Consider the following 22,093-nt stretch of genomic DNA (forward strand, 5'->3'; position numbering starts at 1 on the left):
GGCAGCTCTCCTAAGCGCTAAATCTAGAAACGCGAAAGTATGAATGGCCCGGGCCGTCGTCAACCCGATGCGGCACGCGCGAGCGCTGCGTGCACATGGTGTGTGGACAATGGCATGAGTGTGCGCGTTTCCGTCCAGAGGATCGCCGTCTCGACACGCTTGTCAGGAAAGATCTTCTCCAAGGCGGACGCGTAGGCACCAAGCTGCCTCAAGATGCCTTCCGGCACGTCGGCGGCATGCTCGGGGACGACGCGGTTCGATTTGAAATCCACGGTGAGCACGTGATCCTGCTTGATCACCAACCTGTCGATGCTTCCGCGCAGGGTCTGGCCCGGGAAGGTCGGTAGCTGCGCCGTCACGTCGACCTCCGCGAGGCTATCCTCGGCGAAGAGATGGGCCAGCACGGGATCATCGAGTATCGCCACCGCTGCCTCGAGCATCTCCGACGCGCCCCTTCGCTCGGCTGCCTCTTTCCAGTCTGCACGTGGAAGCGGGGGAAGGGTTTCGAGCAAGTCGTGAAGGGCCGTGCCTCTCGCCAACGCGTCCGCATCCTCATCCGTGCCCGCGAGTGTCTTCGCGCCGCCGAGATCGGACGGGCGAAGGAGCTTTTTCGGCGGAACGGGTGCAGGCGCAGGCAGATTGAGCTGCGTTGCGTCAGCGTCCCTTTCGTCCTGCCTTCGGGGCATATCCTTGGGCCAAGGCATCGGTTCATATCTGACGCCGCCTTCGATCTTCGAAAGCGGCAGCCCTTCCAGGGCGCCTGAGATTTGCGCGTGCCAGCTTGTTTCCGAGTTCTCGGACTTTCCCGCGGCACCGACGATCAGCCAGTTCTCCGCACGGGTCATTGCGACGTAGAGCAGCCGCTGTCGCTCTTCCTGCGCCAGCCTTTTGCCATCCTCCCGGGCCTCCGCAAGCACGGTCGGCATGTCTTCGGTCTTTGGAGCCCAAACAGGCCCAAACTCTGCCTTAAGCAATGCGGATTGACGCGCTGCACGGCGCTCACTCGTATCCGGGAGAATGACAATCGGTGCCTCGAGGCCCTTTGCACCGTGGACCGTCATGACCCGAACAACATTCGCGCTGCCATCAATGGCCCGTTTGACCCTCAGGTCATCGGCCGCGAGCCAGGTGAGGAAGCCGCTGAGGCTCGGTGGTTCCGTCTGTTCATAGGCGATGGCTTGGGCGAGGAGTGCGTCGATGGCGTCTTCGGCCTCCGGGCCAAGTCGAGCGACGATGGCGCGCCGACCGCCTTCGCGCGTCAGGATACGGTCGATGAGCTCGAACGGGCGGAGAAAATCTGCTGCGGAGAGCAGACGCTGGAGCCTGCTGACCGTTTCGGGGAAATCCGGCTCTCGATCCCTGAGCGCTGGCCAGAGATAGGTCTGCACGCGGTGGTGCGCGAGCTCGAACAGCGCTCGCTCGTCCCATCCGAAGAGCGGCGATTTCAGCACCACGGCGAGAGAGAGATCGTCCTCCGGGGTGGCAAGGAAATTCAGAAGCGCCGTGATGTCCTTCACGGCGAGCTCCTGTGCGACGTTGAGTTGGTCGGCCCCGGCGAGGGGGATGCCTGCATTCTTGCAAGCGCGGATGATCTCGGAGAACACGGCAGAGCGGCGCTGGACGAGGATCAGGATATCCTTCGGTTCGGCGGGCCTGTCTTGTCGGCCGTCTCGATCCACGACCGGGAGTGTCGCCGAGGCGAGGATACCCTTGATCCGCGCCGCTGTATCCTCCGCGAGCCTCCGCGTCGGATCTTCCGCGCTCACGGTATCGACGGCCTCGTACCACGCCGGCGGATCTCCCGTTTCGCCTTCGATGGGCGTGAGGAGGTCCACCCGACCAGGGAGCCGATCTTTGAAAGCGATGTGTCGGCTCTCCTGGCCGAGACCACGCTCCGCGCCGTCCTTGAAGACACGGTCAACGACATCGAGGATCGCAGGGGCGGACCGGAAGGAATGCTCGAGCGCCAGGGTTTGCAGGGGCGTATCTGAACCCTCGAGCATGGCTCCAAAATGCGCCTGCGAACGGTCGAAAGCCCGCGGATCGGCACCTTGAAACGAATAGATCGACTGTTTTTTGTCCCCGACGACGAAAACCGTCCGTTGCACGTCTTCCCGTGCGCCCTGCCCCGCGAGAATTTCCGTCGCGAGCGCCTTGATGATCTCCCATTGCTCTGGCGACGTGTCCTGCGCTTCGTCCACGAGGATGTGGTCAATCCCGCCATCAAGCCGGTAGAGCACCCAGGCGGCGACCTCGCTTCGCGCCAGCAAAGCCCGAGTCCGGGTGATCAAATCGTCGAAATCGAGCCATCCTCCTTCTGCCTTCTTCGCTTCGTAGGCGGGGAGAAAGTCTGCCGCGAAAGCATGGAGTGCCCATGTGCGCGCCGCTGCCAAGAGCCCGGTACGACGCGGGCGTGCCTTGGCCAGCCGCTCCATGAGATCATGGAATCTTTCCGTTAACTCAGGGCAAAGGATGTCCTTTCCGGCCTTGGTCGGCACACGGGCGGACTTCGGCGTGAAAGGGTTCTTCGTCTCCGCCCCGTAGACGAGTAACTCCTCCAGTTTGCCGAAAGTGGCGTGCGTCTGTTGAGACAGATCGAGCGCCGCAAGCTGAGACGCCAATTTCTTGTCATTGGCGCCTGACGTGGCGAGGAGACGAGATACTGAGGACAGCAGGTCTCCATCTCCGGGCGCAAGCACGCCCTCTGCGTGAGCTGCCCAATCATAGCCGGGAGGAAGATCAAATTCTGCCCAGAGCATTTCCATCGTTTTCGGCTGCGACAGAGCCGATTTATGGCGGAGCAACTCATCAAGCCACGCGCCCAGATCGTCGCTCGATTGCTCTGCAGCCATGGCCGAAAAGCCTGCCGAGCCCGCCTCTGCAAGTACCTCGATCACCTCACGCTGCATGAGATGCGCGACCCGCTGATCCATTTCTCGGAAATCCGGAGACACGCCTGCCTCGAGCGGGAAGCGGCGCAGGATTGCCGCGCAGAAGGCATGGATCGTCTGGATCTTGAGACCGCCAGGCGTCTCGATCGCCCGCGCAAAGAGCGTCCGCGCTCGTGAAATCTCCTCCGCAGAGAGCGCCTCATCGGCACCCACCGCAGCCAGCGCCTCGCGGAGGTCTGGCTCCGGCTGCATCGCCCACGCGCCCAAGGTGGCGAAGAGGCGATTCTGCATCTCGCTCGCAGCCGCCTTCGTGTAGGTCAGGCAAAGGATGCGCTGCGGTTCGACGCCTTCGAGCAGAAGGCGCGCCACGCGCTCCGTCAGAACCCGCGTTTTCCCGGAGCCAGCGTTGGCCGTGAGCCATGTGGAGCGACCGGGCTCCGCCGCGCGGAGCTGTCGTTTGGTGGCTTCGTTCGTCAAAGCCGGACTTTCTCTACGGGATCGGCAGCGGACCACTCTCCGAAGCGGCTCAGAAGATCGTAGGGGCTCAGGTCAGTTTCGCGCTCCATGGCCCGACGCGCGGTGAAGCCATGGTCGGGCGCAAGCATGCGCGAAATGAGGTCGATGAATTTCTCATGCGTGTCCTCGTCGCCGAGCGGTGCGTCCCTCTCCTCCGGGCTTCCGCCGAGCCCGATATAGGCGGCCCGTTCGACGCGCGCGGCGCCCACTGCTTCGAATGCGCCGCGCTCTACCATCATTGCTTCGAGAAGAAGCTGCTTGTCAAAGATCCTCTGCTGCTTGTCGCTCGGAGGTTTGCCGGTCTTGTAGTCATATATGCGCGCGCTCCCGTCCTCCGCGATGTCGATGCGATCAGCCTCGCCGGTGAGAAGGAAGTCCACCGCGGCGAGCTTCAGCGCGCCTTTCGTCTCCAGCTCAAATCGGGACACCCCTTGCTGCCGCTTCCCTTCCGTCGCCACAAACCAAGGTGCCACCCGCGCCAGACGCGCTTGCCACATGGCGCGCGCCGCAGGCCAGTGAACGCTGGCCGCGAGGACCTCCGCCGCTTTTGCAGTGAGTGCGTCTATGGCTTCGTCCCTGTTTTCTGGGAGCCCGTCAGCGATGACGCGTTCCATGACCTTGTGAAGTACCGTGCCTCGCAAAAGTGCGTCCGGTTCCGCTTGAATAGGGTCTAATTCTCTGAGGCGAAGGATATGCCGGGCGTAGATCGCGTACGGATCCCGGATCAGGGTTTTGATCTCGGTGACTGACAGCTTGTGCGGCCTCACCGGCACTGGAGGGATCGGTGCCGGGCGCGGGGCTGGCGGAACGCGCGGCGCGATATCAAGCCTGCGTGCCAGCCTTGTCCAATGCGCGCCCCGAGCTTGCATCTCCTCAAGCGCGCGCGGTCCATTCTGCGCCGGCAGGCCCTTCAGCAATGTCATCAACCGGTTGAGCCAACGGGATGGGACCGTCTCAGCATCGTCGGATTTCGTCGCGCGTGTCAGCCATACTTCCGGGGCGCATGCCGCTTGTTGAAAATCATGGGCCGAGAGCCCCACTTGCCGTTCAGGAGACCGAAGACCCAACGTGCGGCGCAGGTCTCGATTGAGCCAGGGATCCGACGCCGCGGGCCCCGGCCAACTGCCTTCGTTGAGGCTGCCGAGGATCACAAGATCAGCTCCCTGGGCACGCGCATCAAGCGTTCCCCAGATCATGATGCCGGGATGGGAGACGTTCTGAATGTTCATCGGCTCCGCAGCCATGGCTTGGGTCAGCAGCGTCAAAGGATCGACTTCTTCGAGCAAGTCGGCATCCATCGCGAGGGCTTCCAGCTTGGTGAGGAGGGCGTCTGCGGCGCGCCCAGCTGCCTCCTCCCACAGCGCCCCTTGACCAGCTCCATGAGGGCCGGCGGCGAGCGCTTCTGCTGCGTGGCGCAACCACCCGAGAAAGTCCGGGAGCGTTGTCATCTGCGGAATTTTCAAGACGGCGGTCAGCCAGGCAGCCCAATCTGCGCGACGTTCATCCTCGGCAGCGCAAGCCGCTATGTGCGAGGCATCCGGAAAAGGCGGACCGCGACGCCGCAAGTGCAGCTCGAGGGCGCGGGTCATCAGCAAATGAGGTCCGCGCGCGTCATTGCCCGTGGCGACCAAGGGGTGCTTGAGAAGCGCGATGAGGCTCTGGGCGGATAACTTCTGTCGCGCAAGGCTGGCCAGTTGTCTGAGTAACCGGCCGGGGGCGGTGAGCGAGAGCGGTGTTCCAGCAGAGTCATCGGCGACGATGCCCCACCGGTCGAGCGCGGCCGCCACGCGCCGTGTGAGGCTTCTGTCCGGGGAGATCAGCGCCGCTGCGGTGCCGTCGTCGGCGGCCTGGCGCAATCGAAGCGCAATGGCGTTGGCTTCTTCCCGCTGGTCCCGCGCCTCGACAAGCGTCAGTCCCTCAGTCGCCGAACTCAGAGAGCCGAGCGTGGGCCCTTCATCCAGCCATTGGTGCGTCACTGGCGCGGGACGGAGTGCGAGAGACAAGACCTTTGACCGCGCTTTGTCAGGTTCAGCGCCGAGGATTGTGACATCATCCTTTGTGATGCCCATGGCTTTCAGCAAAGCGACATAGCGGTATTGCGGATGATCCTCATCCTGTCGGCGATCAAGACCCTCCCACGTACGTTGAGGTGTCATCGGGTCGAAACCGGGAAGCATGACTGCCCCCTGAGGGAGTGCGGCGATGGCCTTGAGCAGAAGTGCGGTGGGGCCTCGCGATCCGGTGGACCCCACGGCCACGATGGGCCCGATTGGCGCGCTTCGCTGCCAGGCCGCAACCAAAGCGTTGACCTGGGCGCGGAGGCCGACGCGGGCCTCACGGGCTTCAAAATCCGCAGCAATCTTAGCCACGGCGAGGGCGCGCTTCCAATGCTCACTATGCGCGCCGAGATCGAGCGCCTCGAGCTCCGGGAAGCTTACCCCTTCCTCCTCCATCTCGGTCAGTAGTGCGGCCAGGGTGCCGGCGAGATCGTAGGCCGTGGCCGGTGCGCCCATCCCCTCGATGGGCAAGAGGAGCCGCGCGAGATCCAACCTACGACGCTCAGCCATCTGTCCCTGTTGCATCGGCAGCAGCACACCGGGCGCCAGAGTCTGGATATCCGTAATCAGCGACATCCGCGGAAGAAGCTGTGGGGGATCGGCCTCGAAAACATCTCGGAGGCGCGTGAGCATTCGGCCCGAATTCGCCACCAACGTGATCCTTGGCCAGTCCTCGGGCGCGGCCACACGTTCCCTCAGCGCAGCCACGACTGCCGCCGGATAATCCGCTCCCGGCGGTACGCCGTAGACCTTCGCCTCAAACACGAAGCATTTCCTCGGCGAGCGGGATGGATGCGGGGCGGCCCACATCACACCACCTACCGGGATAGTTGACGCCCCGCAGCGTGCCTCGCCCGATCATCTCGTCCCAGAGGTGATTGAAGGAAAAGACATCACGCGGCTCCGCGGCCACGACATCTCCGTTGATGATCTGTGCACCGGTGAAGACGACGCCCGGCCCCCGCTTGATGTGGCCATCGGGGCTGAGGCTGAAGTCACCATGGTCCGTGCGGCCATACGCTTGCTCAACCGGGACACACAGAAGCAGGGCCTCAAGCCCGTCGCGCCAATGATCGCGGAGAATTTCATATGGGTTGGGTCCATCCCACGCGGCATCCGAGTTCATGGTGAAGATAGGCCCTGACCCCAGATGCTTGAGTGCATTCTTGAGGCCTCCTCCTGTCTCGAGAAGCGTGTCCTCCTCAATGACCGAGACGTTATCATGCGCCAGCGCGGCCGTGATCTGGCTGGCGAGGTAGTGCGCGTTGACCACTATGGGGGCCAGCCCCGCTTCCTTCGCGGGCTCAAGCGCGTGGGAGAGGAGCGTGCGACCGGCAACCTCGATCAGGGGCTTTGGTCGTGCGTCGGTGAGCGGAGCCATCCGCGTCCCACGCCCTGCCGCAAAGATCATGCAAGCTCTGGGATCGTTCCGCATCGGGCCTTCAGATCTGAGAGGTGTGCTTGGGAGGGCGGTGGCAGGATCGCGAGCGCAACCCTGCGGAGCTCCTCGAGGCTTGGATGAGCGAGGTCGGTCAGCAGGTTTTTCCAAACCCGCGGCAGGAGGTCGATGTAGTGAGGCTTGCCGAAGTGAAGCGAAAGACGCGCAAACACGCCCATGATCCGTAGGTTCCTCTGAGCACTCTGGACAGCAAACTGGCTTCGGAGAGCTTCGTCTTCCACTCCGATCAGCGAAGCGAAGCGGGGGAAGGCTGCCTCGGCGACAGGCTCCGAAACGTCTCGCCGGGCGTCTCGAACAAGAGAGGCGAGATCATAGCTCGGCTGGCCCGCACGTGCGTCCTGGAAATCGAGGAGCCCTACGCGCGCCAAGCCTTGCCGTTCGGGCAGCCAGAGCAGGTTCTCGGCGTGATAGTCTCGCAAGACTAGTGTCGTCCTCGAGCTCTCGGTCTCCTGAAGGGCTTTCATGCAGGCCGCTTCGAGCTCCTGCCGCGCGGTGGGGGCATTGACGTACCATTCGGCCGCCAGACCGGCGAGCGGCGCCATGCTGGCCGCGTCATAGGGGGCAACGCCATCAGGGACTTGAGCAGCGACGAGTGACGCGAGCACCTCGATGGCAGCGTCATAAACGCGGGCTTCTTTGCCCGGGTCGCGCGCAACGACACGGGCAAAAAGCGCATCTCCGAGATCTTCCAACAGCAGGAACCCCGCCGTCTCATCCGCTGCGAAAATGCGTGGTGCTGACAGACCGAGGCTCGAAAGGTGCCGGGCAATCTTGATAAAGGGACGGACGTCCTCGCCCTTGTCTGGCGGACTGTCCATGAGAACGGCTGGATGGCCCTTGAAGGACTTCAGCCGGAAATAGCGCCTGTTTGACGCGTCACCGGCGAGGGTCACTAGCTCTGCGCCCTTCCATTCCGTCTCGGCCAGAAAGGCTGCGGCGCGCGCGTCTCTGTTCATGCGAGATCGTCCCATCGCTCGTCCCCGACAATCGTCAGGAGACGGGCCGAATGCCCTTCAATGCTCAGCCTGAAGAGCTGGGCGTGAGCTGGTGCCAGGCTCCCGAGCCTGTCCGGCCATTCGATGAGGGTGACGGCTGTTGAAAATGCCTCCTCAAGGCCAAGCTCCGCGAGCTGGTCCGCGCTGGAAAGCCGGTAGAGGTCGCAATGCCAAATGTCGAAGTGCGGCGTTTGGTAGGTTTGGACGAGTGTGAACGTGGGTGACGGGACGTCCTCGGGTACGGTCAGCAAGGATTGAATAAGTGCCCGTGCGAACGCGGTTTTCCCGGCCCCGAGATCTCCTTCGAGGAGAAGACAGTCTCCCGCCGTCAAACGCGACCCGACCGTTTCTGCCAGTGTCTCCGTCGCGGCAAGACTGGGAAGTGAGATTTGGATGGCGTTCTTGTTTGCTTCGGCTACGGGCATGGCCGCAGACTATCCACGCGAGAGGCCCACGCAACCGCTTCCTCAGGTCAGCACGCTGTGACCACTTCCCGCTTGCTGGAGACCGGCCGAGACTTTCCAAGGGTTGAGAAGCCCACGAGGGTGGACCCGCCGCTGATCCGTTGGGTCCTGCAGGCGATCCGCCGCCCGTCATCGGTCGTGATCTGGCCGCTCCACGTCGTGGCGCCGTTGCGCCGTTCGATGGCGTCGACGAGGGCGTCCCATGTCGGGCGGTCGCCTCCGCAGGCTCTCCAGCGGTCAGCGGCATCGCGCAGCCGCGACACAACGAGCCCCTCGTCGGCATCGTCCTGCCACATCGCGCGGTAGGCTCGGTTGCTCAGCGTGACCATGCCGACACCGTTCACGACGAGGATCGCTTCCTCGATGGCATCGAGCGCTTCGTGGCCAAGCTCGATCTCTGAGCGGAAGCGGTGGGAGAGTGAGACTTCCGCGCTGATGTCTTCGAAAAGGAACGCGATGGCACCATCCGGATGCGGCCTTCCAGTGACGCGGAAGGTAATGCCACCCGGGAGGTTCCATGTTTCGCAATAGGAGCCTTCCTGCGCTTGGGCCTCAAGCTCCACGATCTGGCTGCGCCACGCTTTGTAGTCTTTCGGCTCCGCGAGAAGGCTATCCGCGCGAAGTCGGTCGAGAAACGCTTGCAGGGTCGGTCGCTGCGCGAGGAATTCCACGGGCAAGCGCATCATGTCGAGAAGCGCGGGGTTGAACAGTGCCATCCGCCGGTCCTTGTCGAAGATGGCAAGCCCGATGGAAAGCTGGGCGAATGTCTTTGTCAGCGTCTGGACGAATTCGCGCTGCGAGGCTTCTGCCTTGACCAAGCCATCCGCCGGAAAGGCGAAGAAGTTGAAGCGTCCTCCGCGCTCCACGCAATGGACGTCAAAGCTCCTGGAGATCAGAGAGGCGCCGGTATCGCTGGCGTCGATCATTGCTCTTGCCGTTTTCCCGGCGGTCGGCGGGGCGCTGTGGAGCTCCGGGAACAGGGCGGTTGGTGGCCACGTCATTCGATCGGCCTCTCCGACGGCATCCACAACGGTGAGATAGGTCTCGTTGGCCCACTCTATTTCGCCTGCAGAGTTGGTTTGCCAGAGCAGCAAGGGCGCTTCGTCCGTGACTGTCCGCAGAATGGCGAGTTCGTCACCGTGCCGCATTTGCGTATAGGCATCGTCGGACTGAATGCCTTCATCCACATCGCCGTGATGCACGAGGGTGACCCGGATGAAACCGTCCCATTGGTCTATGCGCATCCGCAGATCATGGTCTCGCGCCTGTCCACGGACGGTTCCCTCAAAAGCCCCGCCCTTGATCTTCTCGAGGCTTGGAAGGCCTGGGAAGCGTCTCGCCTGGCCCCTTAGAAGCCGACAGAGGTCGCTCCCTCCGGTCGCGAGATCATTCATGATCCGGCGAGCCGGCGCGGTGCAGTCGACTAGGTCCTCTTCATCGAAGAGAAAGATGACCTGCTGATCAGCGTTCCGGAGCGCTGTCCGTGCGACCTGATCCGGGTCCGGCGCAAGCCGCGCCCACAGCAACACCGCCGTGATGCTGATGACCCCCGCCAATAGCACCACCATCGCATATTCTAGAATCACCTGCGCCATATCGGCCCTCCGCTTCCCGCCCAACAGATTGGGGAAACAGAGTTAATTTCTCGTTAAGCTCGCCTAACGGTTGGTAACCAGTTTCGCTGGCCCCTCATGGTGCGATGGGTTCGTTTGGCCCGAGTGCGGACGTGGCGGCCTCTTTGCCACGTTGCGCCACTGCATCCATCGGCCAGCTCACGGTGACCTGCGCCCCGTTAAAGCCGTCGTCTTGCGTGCCATTGTTGAATGCGAGTTCCGCGCCCGTGCGCTCCAGCAGAGTCTTCGCGATGAAAAGGCCCAGCCCCATGCCATCATAGCCCGGCCTCGCGTCAGAGCTCTGTGCGCGCCGGCGGGCCCGCGTGAACGGATCGCCCAAGCGCCCAATCACCTGCGCCGAAAAGCCCGGGCCGTCGTCACTGATTCGGATCGAGACCCAGCGGCTGCCCCAGGCGAGCTCGACGCGTACTTTTTCGTGCGCGAAATCCACCGCGTTTTGCACGAGGTTTCGCACGCCGTGGATGATCTCCGGATGACGTCTGATCTGCGGCTGCTCGAGCGCCGCGTCTGCGGAGGGCGACAAGAGGAAGTCTACCGCCACGCCTCGATCAGTGTGGGGGCTGGCGGCCTCGCGCACGACGGTCTCGAAAGGCGCGAAGCGCAGGTGCAGATCGTCCTTCCCGGCCCTTCCCATGGATCGAAGGATATCGCGACATCTGTCCGCCTGGGTGCGGATGAGGGCTGCGTCGTCATGCAAATCGCCCTCTGGCAGCTCTTCCATCAACTCGCTCGACACGAGCTTTATGGTGGCCAGTGGCGTGCCGAGCTCGTGGGCCGCCGCGGCAACCACACCTCCCAGATCGGTGAGCTTTTGCTCCCGCGACAGGGCCATCTGGGTTGCGAGCAACGCACGAGACATGGTGTGCAACTCGTCCGTGACACGGCGCGCATAGGCCGAAATGAAGATCGCTCCGACGACGATTGCGGCCCAGAATCCGACCATGAAGAGACCGGGAACCTGTAGAACAAACCCGTCGGCGGACCTCAGCGGCAGGTGGAATAGCCCTGCAAACGTTACGGCGGTGAAGGCCACTGCGCCGAGAATGAGAGTAGGTCCAAGGGACAAGGCGGTGGCCGAAATCGTGACTGGGCCAAGCACGAGCAGCGCGAAGGGATTGTTGAGCCCGCCGGTGAGGGTCAGAAGAAAGCCCAACTGGATGAGATCGAACAGGAGGAAGAGAAAGGTCTCCATCTCCGTGAGGCGCTTGTTTTCGGGATAGATCCAGACGGCCGTGAGATTGGCGAATACGGACATGCCGATCGCGAGGTAACAAAGCCCGATCTCCAACTGCAGCTCGTAGATGCGCTGGGCGATGGTGACGGCGAGCAGCTGCCCCACGATGGCAACCCAGCGCAGGACGACGAGCGTGCGCAGACGGATCCAGTTCCGTCGCTCGTCGCCGGGAGAGATCGTCGGAAATTGAGAGGCTTCGGGTCTGACATTGCGCGGGCGCGCGCGATCTCTGCCGGCGGCGTTGTGCGTTGTGTTGTTTGAAGCGTTGATGTCTGTCATGGGCTGCGGACCCGCTGCAATTCAATCAGATGTGACGTCGGGCCTCAGTAAATTCCGGCACTATCTGCCTACATAGCAGGGTAGCTGGCAAAAGGGAGAGCACCGAGGTGAGCGCGAAAGTAGCAGCAATAGCATCCGGAGTGGCGGGTCTCTTGGTGGGCGGCTCTTTTCTTGCAGCGACCGTCCTGGCGCCGTCGAATGACTTGCAAGCGTGCCTTGGCTCTTCGGTTGCTGGCGGAGATGTAGGAGGGCCCTTCGAGCTCGTCAGCGAAACGGGACAGACGGTGACGCAGGACGACGTCATCACCGGCGCGACACTCGTCTATTTCGGATACACGTTTTGCCCCGATGTCTGCCCGATGGACGTAAATCGCAACGCCATCGCCATGGAGATTCTCGAGGAAGATATGGGCACCGAGATCGATGGCCTCTTCGTCACGATCGACCCGGCGCGCGACACGCCCGAATACCTTGCCGAGTTCACGGAGTGGGTTCACCCGCGCCTGACGGGCCTCACTGGTTCAGAGGAGCAAGTGGCCGACGCAGCGCGGGCCTACCGGGCCTATTACCGAAAGGTCGATGGGGATGATCCTGACTTCTACCTCATGGATCATTCGACACTCACCTATCTCATGCATCCGGAAGAAGGCTTCGTGACTTTCTTCCGCCGGGACATGTCTCCGGAGGACATGGCAGAACAGATTGATTGTGTCGTGGACACGCTCGCTTAGGCGAGCGAATTGACGTCCGCGACAATCGGCTCATATGTGATCCAGCCGCAAAGCCGATGACATAGAGGATCGCAGATGCCCGAGACTGCTGTCGACCTTGGACCAGACCCAACCCTTCTGCTCGTCGATGATGACGAGCCGTTTCTGAAGCGCCTGGCGAAAGCCATGGAAAAGCGAGGCTTTGCCGTGGAGCAGGCCGGTTCGGTGGTGGCAGGCAAGGCCATAGCGACCGCGCGGCCCCCGGCCTACGCTGTCATCGATCTGCGCCTTGAAGATGGCAACGGCCTCGACGTCGTTGAGACGCTTCGTGAACGCCGCCCCGAAAGCAAGATCGTCGTGCTGACCGGTTACGGTGCAATCGCAACGGCCGTCGCTGCCGTGAAAATCGGTGCGACGAACTACCTGTCGAAGCCCGCCGACGCAGGCGACATCACCGACGCCTTGTTGGCCAAAGAAGACGAGCTTCCCCCGCCGCCGGAGAACCCGATGAGCGCAGATCGCGTGCGTTGGGAGCATATCCAGCGGGTCTATGAGCTCTGCGATCGCAATGTGTCCGAGACGGCGCGCCGCCTGAACATGCACCGCCGCACGCTCCAGCGGATCCTCGCGAAGCGTTCTCCCCGCTAACTGGGCAGCAAGCTCTTGCTCTCGGGCACTGGCGTACGCACGGTGCCCTTAATGAGGTGATCCACGAGGTTATCGACCACGAGCTGCCCCATGGCCCCGCGGGTCTCCACGGTCGCGCTGCCGACATGCGGCAGAAGGACGACGTTCGGCATCGCTTTCAGAGCATCTGGTATTCTCGGCTCGGCCTCGAACACGTCGAGCCCCGCCCACCCGAGCTTCCCTTGTTCCAGACACCTTACAAGGGCAGCCTCGTCCACGACTGACCCTCGTGCGACGTTGATCAGCGTTCCCTCAGGCCCCAGGGCCTCGATCACCTCTTGGGTCACGAGGTGGCGCGTTTCCGGTCCACCGGGGACGATGACGATGAGGCAATCCACCTTCTGCGCCATTTCCAGAAGGTTTGGCTCGAAGATGAACGGCACGCTTTTGGGCGCGCGGCTGTGATAGTGGATTTCCGGTGAGAAGGGCGCAAGCTTGCGCGCGATTTCTTGTCCGATGCGGCCCATCCCCACGAGACCGATGCGCTGCCCGTCGGCGCTGCGCGTGAGCGGGGCCGCCCCTCTCGCGGACCAGTTGCCGGATCGCGCCCAGTCGTCGTCTCGCAGAAGCTCCCGGTAGCAGGCAAGCATGAGCATGAGTGCGGTCGTGGCCACCTCGGCATTGAGCACATCCGGGGTATGGGTGACGATGATCCCGCGCCGCGCTGCCTCCCTGGCATCGATCGCGTCGTAGCCGACGCCGTAACAGGAGATGAGCGCGAGCCGTGGAAGCGCCGCCATGTCCTCGCGACTGATGCCGAGACCACCATTCGTGAGCACATATGCGAACCGGCCACCTTCGGCAGCGAGATCGAGGCCCTCGCGCGGAACCAACGTCATGTGTGGCGCCAGAGCGTGCGCCATGGCCTCCGTCACCTCACCGTAAATCAGGCATTCGGTCATGGTCGTGCTCTCAATGATTGTCTCGCGGCAGACCCTTGCGCGAGATGTCTTGGTACCCGGCCGCGTCTCGGAGCGTCATGCCCTCATCGAAGCGGCCGACCAGCTCCCGGAAGTATTGCTGCCAGGGCGTCTGGCTCTCGGGATGCGCGTAGCCGCCCGCCTCCGCGAGCGCCGCCGCGCGCGCCTGAAGCTCCTCAAACGGAACGAGCATGTCGGCCGTGCACTTGGCTAGATCGATCCTGACGCGGTCGCCGGTCTTGAGCAAAGCGAGGCCGCCATTGTCCGCGGCCTCGGGCGCCGCATTCAGGATGGATGGCGAGCCCGACGTACCGGATTGCCGTCCATCGCCGACGCAAGGCAGGGCGTGGATGCCCTTTTTGAGGAGGTAGGATGGTGCCCGCATATTCACGACCTCGGCGCCGCCGGGATACCCCTTCGGTCCGGCGCCGCGCATGAAGAGGATGCAGCGCTCGTCGATGTTTTCTGCAGGGTCATCAATCCGGTGATGGAAATCCTCCGGGCCGTCGAAGACCACCGCGCGCCCTTCAAAGGCCATCGGATCCTTCGGATCGGAGAGATAACGCTGACGGAATTCTTCCGAGATCACCGAGGTCTTCATGATCGCACTATCGAAGAGATTGCCCGTCAGGTTGATGAAGCCGGCTTCGGCAACGAGCGGGTTAGAGACTGTCATGATGACGTCAGGGTTCCCCGTGCGGGCGGAAGAGCAGTTCTCAGCGATGGTTTTGCCATTGGCAGTGAGAACGTCGGGATGGGGCAGAAGCCCTGCGGAGATAAGCTCGCCCATCACGGCGGGAACACCTCCGGCGCGCTGATAATCCTCGCCGAGGTATTTGCCAGCCGGCTGCAGGTTCACGAGGAGCGGAATGTGATGCCCCAGAGCCTGCCAGTCATCATTGCTCAACGGGACACCGAGATGGCGCGCGATCCCGTTCAAATGGATCGGCGCGTTCGTCGACCCGCCAATGGCCGAGTTGACCACGATTGCGTTCTCGAAGGCCTCACGGGTCATGATATCCGAGGGGCGCAGGTCCTCCCAAACCATGTCCACGATCCGCTTGCCCGTCTCGTAGCTGATCTGCCCACGTTCGCGGTAGGGCGCGGGGATGGCCGCCGAGCCCGGCAGCTGCATGCCCAGCGCTTCAGCGAGCGAATTCATGGTCGTAGCCGTGCCCATCGTGTTGCAGTAGCCCACAGAGGGCGAGGAAGAGGCCGCGATCTCGAGGAACTCGTCACCGTCGATCTTGCCCTCGGCCATGAGCTCCCGGGCCTTCCAGATCACCGTACCGGAGCCCGCATGCTTGCCTTGCCAATAGCCATTGAGCATGGGCCCCACGGAAAGTGCGATGGCAGGAATGTTGACCGTCGCTGCAGCCATCAGGAGCGCGGGCGTGGTCTTGTCACAGCCAATGGTGAGAACGACCCCGTCGATGGGATATCCGTAGAGGCTCTCGACCAGGGAAAGATAGGCAAGGTTGCGATCGAGGCTCGCCGTGGGCCTTTTGCCCGTTTCCTGGATCGGGTGAACCGGGATCTCGATGCATGTGCCACCGACGGCAATGATCCCGTCGCGGACACGTTTGGCGAGTTCGATGTGGTGTCGATTGCACGGGCTGAGATCGCTTCCGGTTTGCGCGATACCAATGATCGGCTTGCCAGCCTGGAGTTCCTCCTGCGTCATGCCGAAATTCAGATACCGCTCGAGATAGAGCGCCGTCATTTCCGGGTTGTCCGGGTTCATGAACCACTGTCGCGAGCGGAGGTCTTTCTTGTCGATCATGCTTGGTATCTCCTAGCGTCGCTGTCCCGAGGTGCCCGTTTCAGCCCAATGCTCCTCTGCACCGCTCATATCAGGAAGTCACTCCACGATTTCTCGGGCTGACGCCGCACCGCGGCCTCGGTAGCGTACCGTCAGACCACGGGGCAGGGAAAGGCCATCGAGATGCGGGTGATGATACTGGGCGGCGGTGGCATGGTGGGTCAGAAGCTCGCGCGCTGCCTTTTGGCGGACGGCCTCCCCAACGATCCCTCCCCGGACATCACGACCTGTGACGTCGGATATCCAACTGATCCGGCGCCCGTTGCGCGGCAGGACATTCGGGATATCACGCACCCGACCACTGCGGCCGAGATCGCAGCGCAGCGCTATGACGTGATTTACCAGCTTGCCTCGGTGGTCTCGGGGGAGGCGGAGGCCGACTTCTCAAAAGGCTGGGACGTGAATCTTTGGCCGATGTGGAGGCTTCTCGAGGCGCTTCGCGCCGAGCACGAGAGGAGCGGCGGCACATACAGGCCCCGCTTCGTCTTCACGTCGTCCATCGCCGTGTTCGGAGGCCCTTACCCAGAGGTCATCGACGATGAGTTTCTCACGTCTCCGCAGACCAGCTACGGCGCACAAAAGGCCAGCTGCGAGATGCTCGTTCAGGATTTCAGCCGCAAGGGCTTCATTGACGGGGTAAGCTTGCGTCTTCCCACGATCTGCGTGCGACCCGGAAAGCCCAACGCCGCGGCATCTTCATTCTTTTCCGGGATCATTCGGGAGCCCCTCAACGGTCAGCTCGCATCTCTCCCTGTTCCTGAGACTGTGCGCCATACCCATGCATCGCCGCGCGCCGCCGCGCGCTTCTTGCGCCACGCAGCCGGTATCGACACGGAGAAGCTCGGGGGTCGGACCGCTCTCAATCTGCCGGGTGTGAGCGTCACGGTTGCAGAACAAATCGAAGCGCTCTCTCGCGTGGCCGGGGAAAAGGTGACGAAACTCATCAAGCCGGAGCCGGACGAGACGATCATGCGGATCGTCGCGCTCTGGCCGCAGCGTTTCGATCCAGTGCGCGCGAAGGTGCTCGGTTTTGTCGCCGAAGAGAGCTTCGACGATATCATAGAAACCTATATCGCCGACGATCTGGTTAAGGCGTGACCTTTGCAAGCTCGGCTGTGAGCGCGTCATGGCGCGCGACATAGGCTTCGCGGACCGCCACAGGCGGGCGCAGCGTGAGCACCAGTCCATCGACGATTTCAGGCTTGGGTCTGCCGAAGAATTTTGCTGCTTCCTTCTCTTCGAATCCGGCCAGTTGCGTGGCTTCGAGGTACGCGCTGATTGTGTCGGCTTTCTTGATCTGCTTCTTCACCATGGCCGGAACGGCAGCGGGCAGCCCAAAACGCAGGTGGATCGCCGCCGTAAGCCGCGCATCGAGTTCGCCGTAGCCGGGCCCCACAGCCGCCTTCACCGGAGAGATCATATCCCCAATCACGTATTCAGGGGCATCATGGAGCAACGCGGCCAGCCGCCACTTCACTGGCGCTGACGGCTGAAGGCGTGTGTAGATGTCTTCCACGAGAATGGAGTGCTCGGCGACGGAGTACGCATAGTCGCCAAATGTCTGGCCGTTCCACCGCGCGACGAAGGCGAGCCCGTGGGCGATATCTTCGATTTCGATATCAAGCGGCGTGGGATCGAGGAGATCGAGCCTCCGTCCCGATAGCATCCGCTGCCATGCGCGAGGCTTTCCACGTGGACCAGCTGTCATTTTCAGTTTCCTGTGATCAGACGCAACCTGCGGGCATCGAACAAGATTTCCGGAAGGTGCACGAGTGCATACTCTCCGCCTAGGATTTTATAGCCAATCGCGCGGGACTTCGAGGCGAAGGAGCTAGGTTAAATGCCATGGGGAGGCGCAAAGCCACGTCTCTGCTCAGGGCGAAAAGCTCGAGCAAGCCCGAAATGGGAGCCGAAAATGAAGAAGAACCTCACTCGGGTCGTACCCGTCCTACTTGGGGGAGCCGCTCTATCGACTTTCCTTTCTTCGCCTGCACTCGCAGACATCAGCGCTGAGAACAGATGCGCACCTCGGGACTTGATCGTCACGTCCCTCGCGATGGATTACGGCGAAACCCCTGTTGGTAGCGGCTTCCAGGGCACCCAGCAGATCCTCGAAGTATTTGCCTCCGACGACAAGGGCACATGGACGATCATCGTCACTGAAACCAACGGGGTGGCATGCATCGTTGGCGCCGGAACGGACTGGCATGAGAGAAGCATGTTGCCGGTCGGCGTGCCGGGCTAGGCCAGTCGCGCCTCGAGCATTTTTCGAGGCCCTCTTCCCAAGTTGTATCCCGCTCTGACGGCTGGTATCGCCCCGTCGATTAAAGTGTTTATGCGCTTGTGAGATGAGGAGGGCCCCATGGCCAAGGATTACGTTGTCAAAGACATCGCGCTCGCCGGCTATGGCCGCAAGGAGCTCGATATCGCAGAGACAGAGATGCCCGGCCTCATGGCGGCACGGGCGGAATACGGCGAGGCCCAGCCCCTGAAGGGCGCGCGTATCGTCGGGTCCCTCCACATGACGATCCAGACCGGTGTTCTTATCGAGACGCTCACGGCGCTGGGCGCCGATGTCCGTTGGGCATCTTGCAATATTTTCTCGACGCAGGATCACGCCGCGGCGGCGATTGCCGAGGCAGGTGTGCCGGTCTTTGCTGTCAAAGGGCAGACGCTGGAAGAGCACTGGGATTACCTCGATCGCTCGTTCCAGTTCGATGACGGCCCCAACATGATCCTCGACGATGGTGGCGATGCGACGCTCTACGTCCTGCTCGGTGCACGTGCGGAAGCGGGGGAAGAAATCATTCCCGTGCCGCAGTCGGAAGAAGAAGCCGTGATCAAGGCGCAGATCGCCAAACGCATGGAAGCGTCGCCCGGTTGGTTCACGAAGATCAAGGAGCAGATCCAGGGCGTCTCCGAAGAAACGACGACGGGCGTCAACAGGCTTTATCAGCTCAAGCGCGACGGCGGATTGCCGTTCCCGGCAATCAACGTGAATGACAGCGTCACAAAGTCGAAATTCGATAACAAGTACGGATGCAAGGAAAGCCTTGTGGACGGGATCCGTCGCGCAACGGACACCATGATGGCAGGCAAGGTCGCCGTTGTTCTGGGCTATGGCGACGTCGGCAAGGGCTCCGCGGCATCTCTCGCAGGGGCCGGTGCGCGCGTGATCGTCACCGAAGTCGATCCGATCTGCGCCCTGCAGGCTGCGATGGACGGCTTTCAGGTCACCACGCTCGAGGACGTCGTGGAAACCGCCGACATCTTCGTAACCACAACCGGCAACAAGGATGTCATCCGCATCGAGCACCTGCGCGCGATGAAGGACATGGCGATCGTGGGAAACATCGGCCATTTCGACAACGAGATTCAGGTTGCCTCGCTCAAGAACCACAAGTGGACCAACATCAAGGAGCAGGTGGACATGATCGAGATGCCTTCGGGCAATCGGATCATCCTGCTTTCCGAAGGGCGTCTCCTGAACCTCGGCAACGCGACGGGGCATCCGTCCTTTGTGATGTCGGCCTCGTTCACCAATCAGGTGCTCGCGCAGATCGAGCTTTGGCAAAACGGCGACAACTACGGCAATGACGTCTACATCCTACCCAAGGCGCTTGATGAGAAGGTGGCGCGGCTGCATCTCGACCGGATTGGGGTGAAGCTCACCGAGCTCGACAAGACGCAGGCCGACTACATCGGTGTGACCATCGAAGGGCCGTTCAAGCCAGAGCATTATCGCTACTGACAGCGTGGACAGTCGAGGATCGGCTCGGCTCTTGGATCAATTCGCGGCGGGCTTTGACTTGCCGCGTGTCCTCCGTCAGCGTCGGCTCCGATGACGAAGGAGCCCGACATGGCCGCACGCACCGGGGCCGAAAGCCTCGTGGAGACCTTTCTGGCGGAAGGTGTGAACCTCTGCTTTGCAAACCCCGGTACGTCGGAGATGCATTTCGTCGCCGCGTTGGACAGTCACCCAGACATGCGCTGTGTGCTTTGCCTTTTTGAAGGCGGCGCTTCGGGTGCTGCCGATGGCTATTTCCGGATGTCCGGGAAGGTGGCGGCCACAATGTTTCATCTCGCGCCGGGTTTCGGAAATGCCTTCGCCAACCTGCACAACGCGCGGAAGGCGGGTTCGGGCATTGTCAACGTGATGGGCGAACATGCGCGCATCACCTTGCCTATGACAGTCCGCTCAAGGGCGATACCGCAGGGATCAGCGACACGATTTCCTATTGGACTCGGACAGTCACGGATGCGGCCTCGGTCGCCCAGGACGGCGCTGAAGCCGTGGCAGCAGCGCGGAGTGGGAATGGCCGCCTTGCGACGCTGATCCTGCCGGCGGATACGGCGTGGGGCGAGGGAGCTCCGGCCAAAACAGGCACTGTTTCAGCCCTGGAGCGACCAAGCGAAGAAGATATCTCTGCTGCGGTAAAGGCTCTGAAGGCGCCGAACACCGCGCTGCTCATTGGCGGCGAGGCAGCCTACGGTGAAGGCTTGCGACGTGCTGGGGGGATTGCCGAAAAAGCCAGCGCGCGGCTTATCGCGCCACTCTTTGTGAGCAGGCTCGAGCGCGGCGTCGGGACACCCCTCGTCGAACAGCTGCCCTATGCAGGGGATCTCGCCGGCGACATGCTGCGAGGGCTGGAGACAATTGTCTGCATCGGCGCGAAGCCACCGGTGAATTTCTTTGCCTATCCCGGCAAACTGTCGCTGCCTACCGACCCGGCTTGCGACGTGGTGGAGCTTTGCATGCCCGACATGGATGCCCGCTACACGCTCGACGCAATAGCTGATGCCCTCGGGAGCACGCAGCCGACCGGGCTTCGAGAGCTCGCCCTCCCGGACGCGCCTGCCGACGGCCCTCTTTCCGCGGAGAGTGCTTGCACCGTCATTTCTCGCTGGATCCCGGACGGCGCAATCGTGGTGAACGAGGCTATCACCTCTGGCCGCACGTTCGCCGCACAGAGTGTGGGAGCACGGCGCCACGATCTTCTGAATGGTGCGATGGGCGGTGCGATTGGCGGGGGCCTGCCAGTGGCACTCGGTGCTGCGATCGCCTGCCCAGACAGGCCCGTACTCGCCTTGATCGGCGATGGATCCGCGATGTACACTCTTCAAGTCCTTTGGACGATGGCACGTGAGCGGCTCAACGTGACGGCCGTCATCTTTGCCAATCGCACTTACAATATCCTCCACCAGGAACTCGCAGCGATGGGTGCCGGAGCGCCAGGACGCAACGCCCAGCGCATGTTCGATCTCACCGATCCATCACTCGACTGGGTCAAGCTTGCGGAGGGTCATGGTGTGCGGGCCACGCGCGTAGAGACCGTTCGGAGCCTTGAAAAAGCGCTTGATGAAACAGCGAACATCAGCGGGCCGTCGCTGATCGAGGTCGTGCTTTAGGGCGCCGCTGCTATGTCATGTCTTTATCATTGTTTATCGATCGCTGTTTCGGCAAAGATTTTGCAGGCGGATACGCCTCAAACAGAAGGTTTACAACGAGGGAGCCAATTATGGGAAAACGCGACGATTTGATCGCAAGATATGCCGAGGACCTGCGGAGCAAATGCGGGATGGAGCCTGACATGGACTTGCTGACCAAGGTCACCATTGGCTGCGGCCCGTCCATCTATGACGCGGACGCATCCACCGTCGCTGCCGGTCAGGCGGGTGAGCTCGAGACCGTCAAGGACAACTTCCTCGTCAAGAAACTGGGCCTCGCCGACAGTCCGGCGTTGATGGATGCGGTAAACTCCGTGATCGATACCTATGGCCGCTCGGAGCGCAACAAGTACCGCGCGGTCATCTACTACATGCTGACCAAGCACTTCGGGAAAGAAGCGGTCTACGGATAACAGCGGCGACTTCTTCATTTGAAGTCGGATCGCACGTGCCCCTCCGTCGCTCTTTGAGCGGATGAGGGCCAGCCAGCGGCCCGATCCAGGAGAGCGCGCATCGAGAAAGATGAAGGGCGGCTGCGGGATGCATCCGCCCTTTCTCGTTATTGGCTCAGCGCATCAGGTTGAGGACGAGGCCGATAGTGGCGGACCCGCCGATGGCATAGCCGGCGTCAATCATAGTGAGACGGAAAGGCCTCCCGGCAAATCCGTAATTCGTGGCCAGCCAGGGAGCTGCGATGAATGCGCCGAGCCCGGCCCCGTAGCCGAGGCCGCGGAGCGCATCATCGACACCGGAGGCGTCGAACATGTGGCGCATCATCCCCGCCACAAGCACGACTGAGACAAGTGAGATGATGTAGGGCGCCGGATCTTTCTGGTTGGCCGGCCGACCATCGACCGTCGCGACGCCCGATGCGGCCATCCACGGCTTTGCAAAGATGCTGTACCAGACCGCGCCGAAGATGAAGCCCGCGAGGGCAGCGACAAGGATACTAAGAGTGGGCATGGAAGCCTCCCGTT

Annotated in this window: 19 protein-coding genes; 8 read left to right on the forward strand and 11 right to left on the reverse strand. The window is 62.3% G+C overall.

Going from position 1 to position 22,093, the window contains the following annotated elements; all coding sequences use genetic code 11:
* Positions 1-59: 59 nt before the first annotated feature.
* From addA to AAFM92_12275, 7 genes are all read right to left on the reverse strand, one after another.
* Positions 60-3,368, reverse strand: a complete 3,309-nt coding sequence (gene addA / locus AAFM92_12245; GenBank protein MEL7301145.1) for a double-strand break repair helicase AddA — start codon at positions 3,366-3,368, stop codon at positions 60-62.
* Entirely contained in the window at positions 3,365-6,274 is a 2,910-nt protein-coding gene (addB, locus tag AAFM92_12250; GenBank protein MEL7301146.1) for a double-strand break repair protein AddB, read from the reverse strand. Before addB ends, addA begins: the two co-directional genes overlap by 4 nt.
* The gene (locus AAFM92_12255; protein MEL7301147.1) at positions 6,222-6,845 is read right to left on the reverse strand and encodes a nucleotidyltransferase family protein; all 624 of its coding nucleotides are present in this window, start codon (positions 6,843-6,845) and stop codon (positions 6,222-6,224) included. The genes addB and AAFM92_12255 overlap by 53 nt, the downstream gene beginning before the upstream one ends.
* 26 nt (positions 6,846-6,871) lie before the next feature.
* Positions 6,872-7,879 (reverse strand): phosphotransferase, encoded by a 1,008-nt coding sequence (locus AAFM92_12260; protein ID MEL7301148.1) that lies wholly within the window; start codon positions 7,877-7,879, stop codon positions 6,872-6,874.
* On the reverse strand, positions 7,876-8,343 hold the full coding sequence (gene tsaE / locus AAFM92_12265) for a tRNA (adenosine(37)-N6)-threonylcarbamoyltransferase complex ATPase subunit type 1 TsaE (GenBank protein ID MEL7301149.1): 468 nt from the start codon (positions 8,341-8,343) through the stop codon (positions 7,876-7,878). The genes AAFM92_12260 and tsaE overlap by 4 nt, the downstream gene beginning before the upstream one ends.
* Before the next feature lie 47 nt (positions 8,344-8,390).
* Positions 8,391-9,977: a PAS-domain containing protein gene (locus tag AAFM92_12270; GenBank protein MEL7301150.1), complete on the reverse strand. Its 1,587-nt coding sequence runs from the start codon at positions 9,975-9,977 to the stop codon at positions 8,391-8,393.
* A gap of 94 nt (positions 9,978-10,071) precedes the next feature.
* Positions 10,072-11,529: an ActS/PrrB/RegB family redox-sensitive histidine kinase gene (locus tag AAFM92_12275; protein MEL7301151.1), complete on the reverse strand. Its 1,458-nt coding sequence runs from the start codon at positions 11,527-11,529 to the stop codon at positions 10,072-10,074.
* A gap of 155 nt (positions 11,530-11,684) precedes the next feature.
* Here AAFM92_12275 and AAFM92_12280 point away from each other — a divergent pair, with 155 nt between their 5' ends.
* Both AAFM92_12280 and AAFM92_12285 read left to right on the forward strand, forming a co-directional pair.
* Complete coding sequence (locus tag AAFM92_12280) at positions 11,685-12,260, forward strand: SCO family protein (GenBank protein ID MEL7301152.1); 576 nt, start codon at positions 11,685-11,687, stop codon at positions 12,258-12,260.
* A gap of 75 nt (positions 12,261-12,335) precedes the next feature.
* Positions 12,336-12,887, forward strand: coding sequence for an ActR/PrrA/RegA family redox response regulator transcription factor (locus AAFM92_12285; GenBank protein ID MEL7301153.1), 552 nt, complete (start codon positions 12,336-12,338; stop codon positions 12,885-12,887).
* Here AAFM92_12285 and AAFM92_12290 read toward each other — a convergent pair.
* Both AAFM92_12290 and AAFM92_12295 read right to left on the reverse strand, forming a co-directional pair.
* Entirely contained in the window at positions 12,884-13,828 is a 945-nt protein-coding gene (locus tag AAFM92_12290; protein ID MEL7301154.1) for a 2-hydroxyacid dehydrogenase, read from the reverse strand. The genes AAFM92_12285 and AAFM92_12290 overlap by 4 nt on opposite strands.
* Positions 13,829-13,838: 10 nt before the next feature.
* A complete protein-coding gene (locus AAFM92_12295; protein ID MEL7301155.1) occupies positions 13,839-15,629 on the reverse strand; it encodes an IlvD/Edd family dehydratase in 1,791 nt (596 codons plus the stop codon).
* A 162-nt stretch (positions 15,630-15,791) separates the two neighbouring features.
* On the opposite strand from AAFM92_12295, the gene denD reads away from it, so the two are divergent.
* Positions 15,792-16,766, forward strand: coding sequence for a D-erythronate dehydrogenase (gene denD / locus AAFM92_12300; protein MEL7301156.1), 975 nt, complete (start codon positions 15,792-15,794; stop codon positions 16,764-16,766).
* Here denD and AAFM92_12305 read toward each other — a convergent pair.
* On the reverse strand, positions 16,756-17,334 hold the full coding sequence (locus tag AAFM92_12305; GenBank protein MEL7301157.1) for an HD family hydrolase: 579 nt from the start codon (positions 17,332-17,334) through the stop codon (positions 16,756-16,758). The two genes, denD and AAFM92_12305, sit on opposite strands and share 11 nt — an antisense overlap.
* Positions 17,335-17,583: 249 nt before the next feature.
* On the opposite strand from AAFM92_12305, the gene AAFM92_12310 reads away from it, so the two are divergent.
* The 5 genes from AAFM92_12310 to AAFM92_12330 all read left to right on the forward strand — a co-directional run bounded on the left by AAFM92_12310 (position 17,584) and on the right by AAFM92_12330 (position 21,529).
* Positions 17,584-17,913: a hypothetical protein gene (locus AAFM92_12310; GenBank protein ID MEL7301158.1), complete on the forward strand. Its 330-nt coding sequence runs from the start codon at positions 17,584-17,586 to the stop codon at positions 17,911-17,913.
* 117 nt (positions 17,914-18,030) lie between these two features.
* Positions 18,031-19,419: an adenosylhomocysteinase gene (ahcY, locus tag AAFM92_12315; GenBank protein MEL7301159.1), complete on the forward strand. Its 1,389-nt coding sequence runs from the start codon at positions 18,031-18,033 to the stop codon at positions 19,417-19,419.
* 108 nt (positions 19,420-19,527) lie between these two features.
* Positions 19,528-20,004, forward strand: coding sequence for a thiamine pyrophosphate-binding protein (locus AAFM92_12320; protein MEL7301160.1), 477 nt, complete (start codon positions 19,528-19,530; stop codon positions 20,002-20,004).
* Entirely contained in the window at positions 19,887-21,077 is a 1,191-nt protein-coding gene (locus AAFM92_12325) for an acetolactate synthase large subunit (protein ID MEL7301161.1), read from the forward strand. Before AAFM92_12320 ends, AAFM92_12325 begins: the two co-directional genes overlap by 118 nt.
* Positions 21,078-21,187: 110 nt before the next feature.
* Positions 21,188-21,529 carry a DUF2853 family protein gene (locus tag AAFM92_12330; GenBank protein ID MEL7301162.1) on the forward strand — a complete coding sequence of 114 codons (342 nt, stop codon included), beginning with the start codon at positions 21,188-21,190 and terminating at the stop codon, positions 21,527-21,529.
* 154 nt (positions 21,530-21,683) lie between these two features.
* Here the strand turns inward: AAFM92_12330 and AAFM92_12335 are convergent, their stop codons facing one another.
* Positions 21,684-22,079, reverse strand: a complete 396-nt coding sequence (locus tag AAFM92_12335; GenBank protein MEL7301163.1) for a DUF1761 domain-containing protein — start codon at positions 22,077-22,079, stop codon at positions 21,684-21,686.
* Positions 22,080-22,093 lie beyond the last annotated feature (14 nt).

The sequence above is a fragment of the Pseudomonadota bacterium genome, assembly GCA_038533575.1.
Lineage (GTDB): Bacteria > Pseudomonadota > Alphaproteobacteria > Rhodobacterales > Rhodobacteraceae > Shimia_B.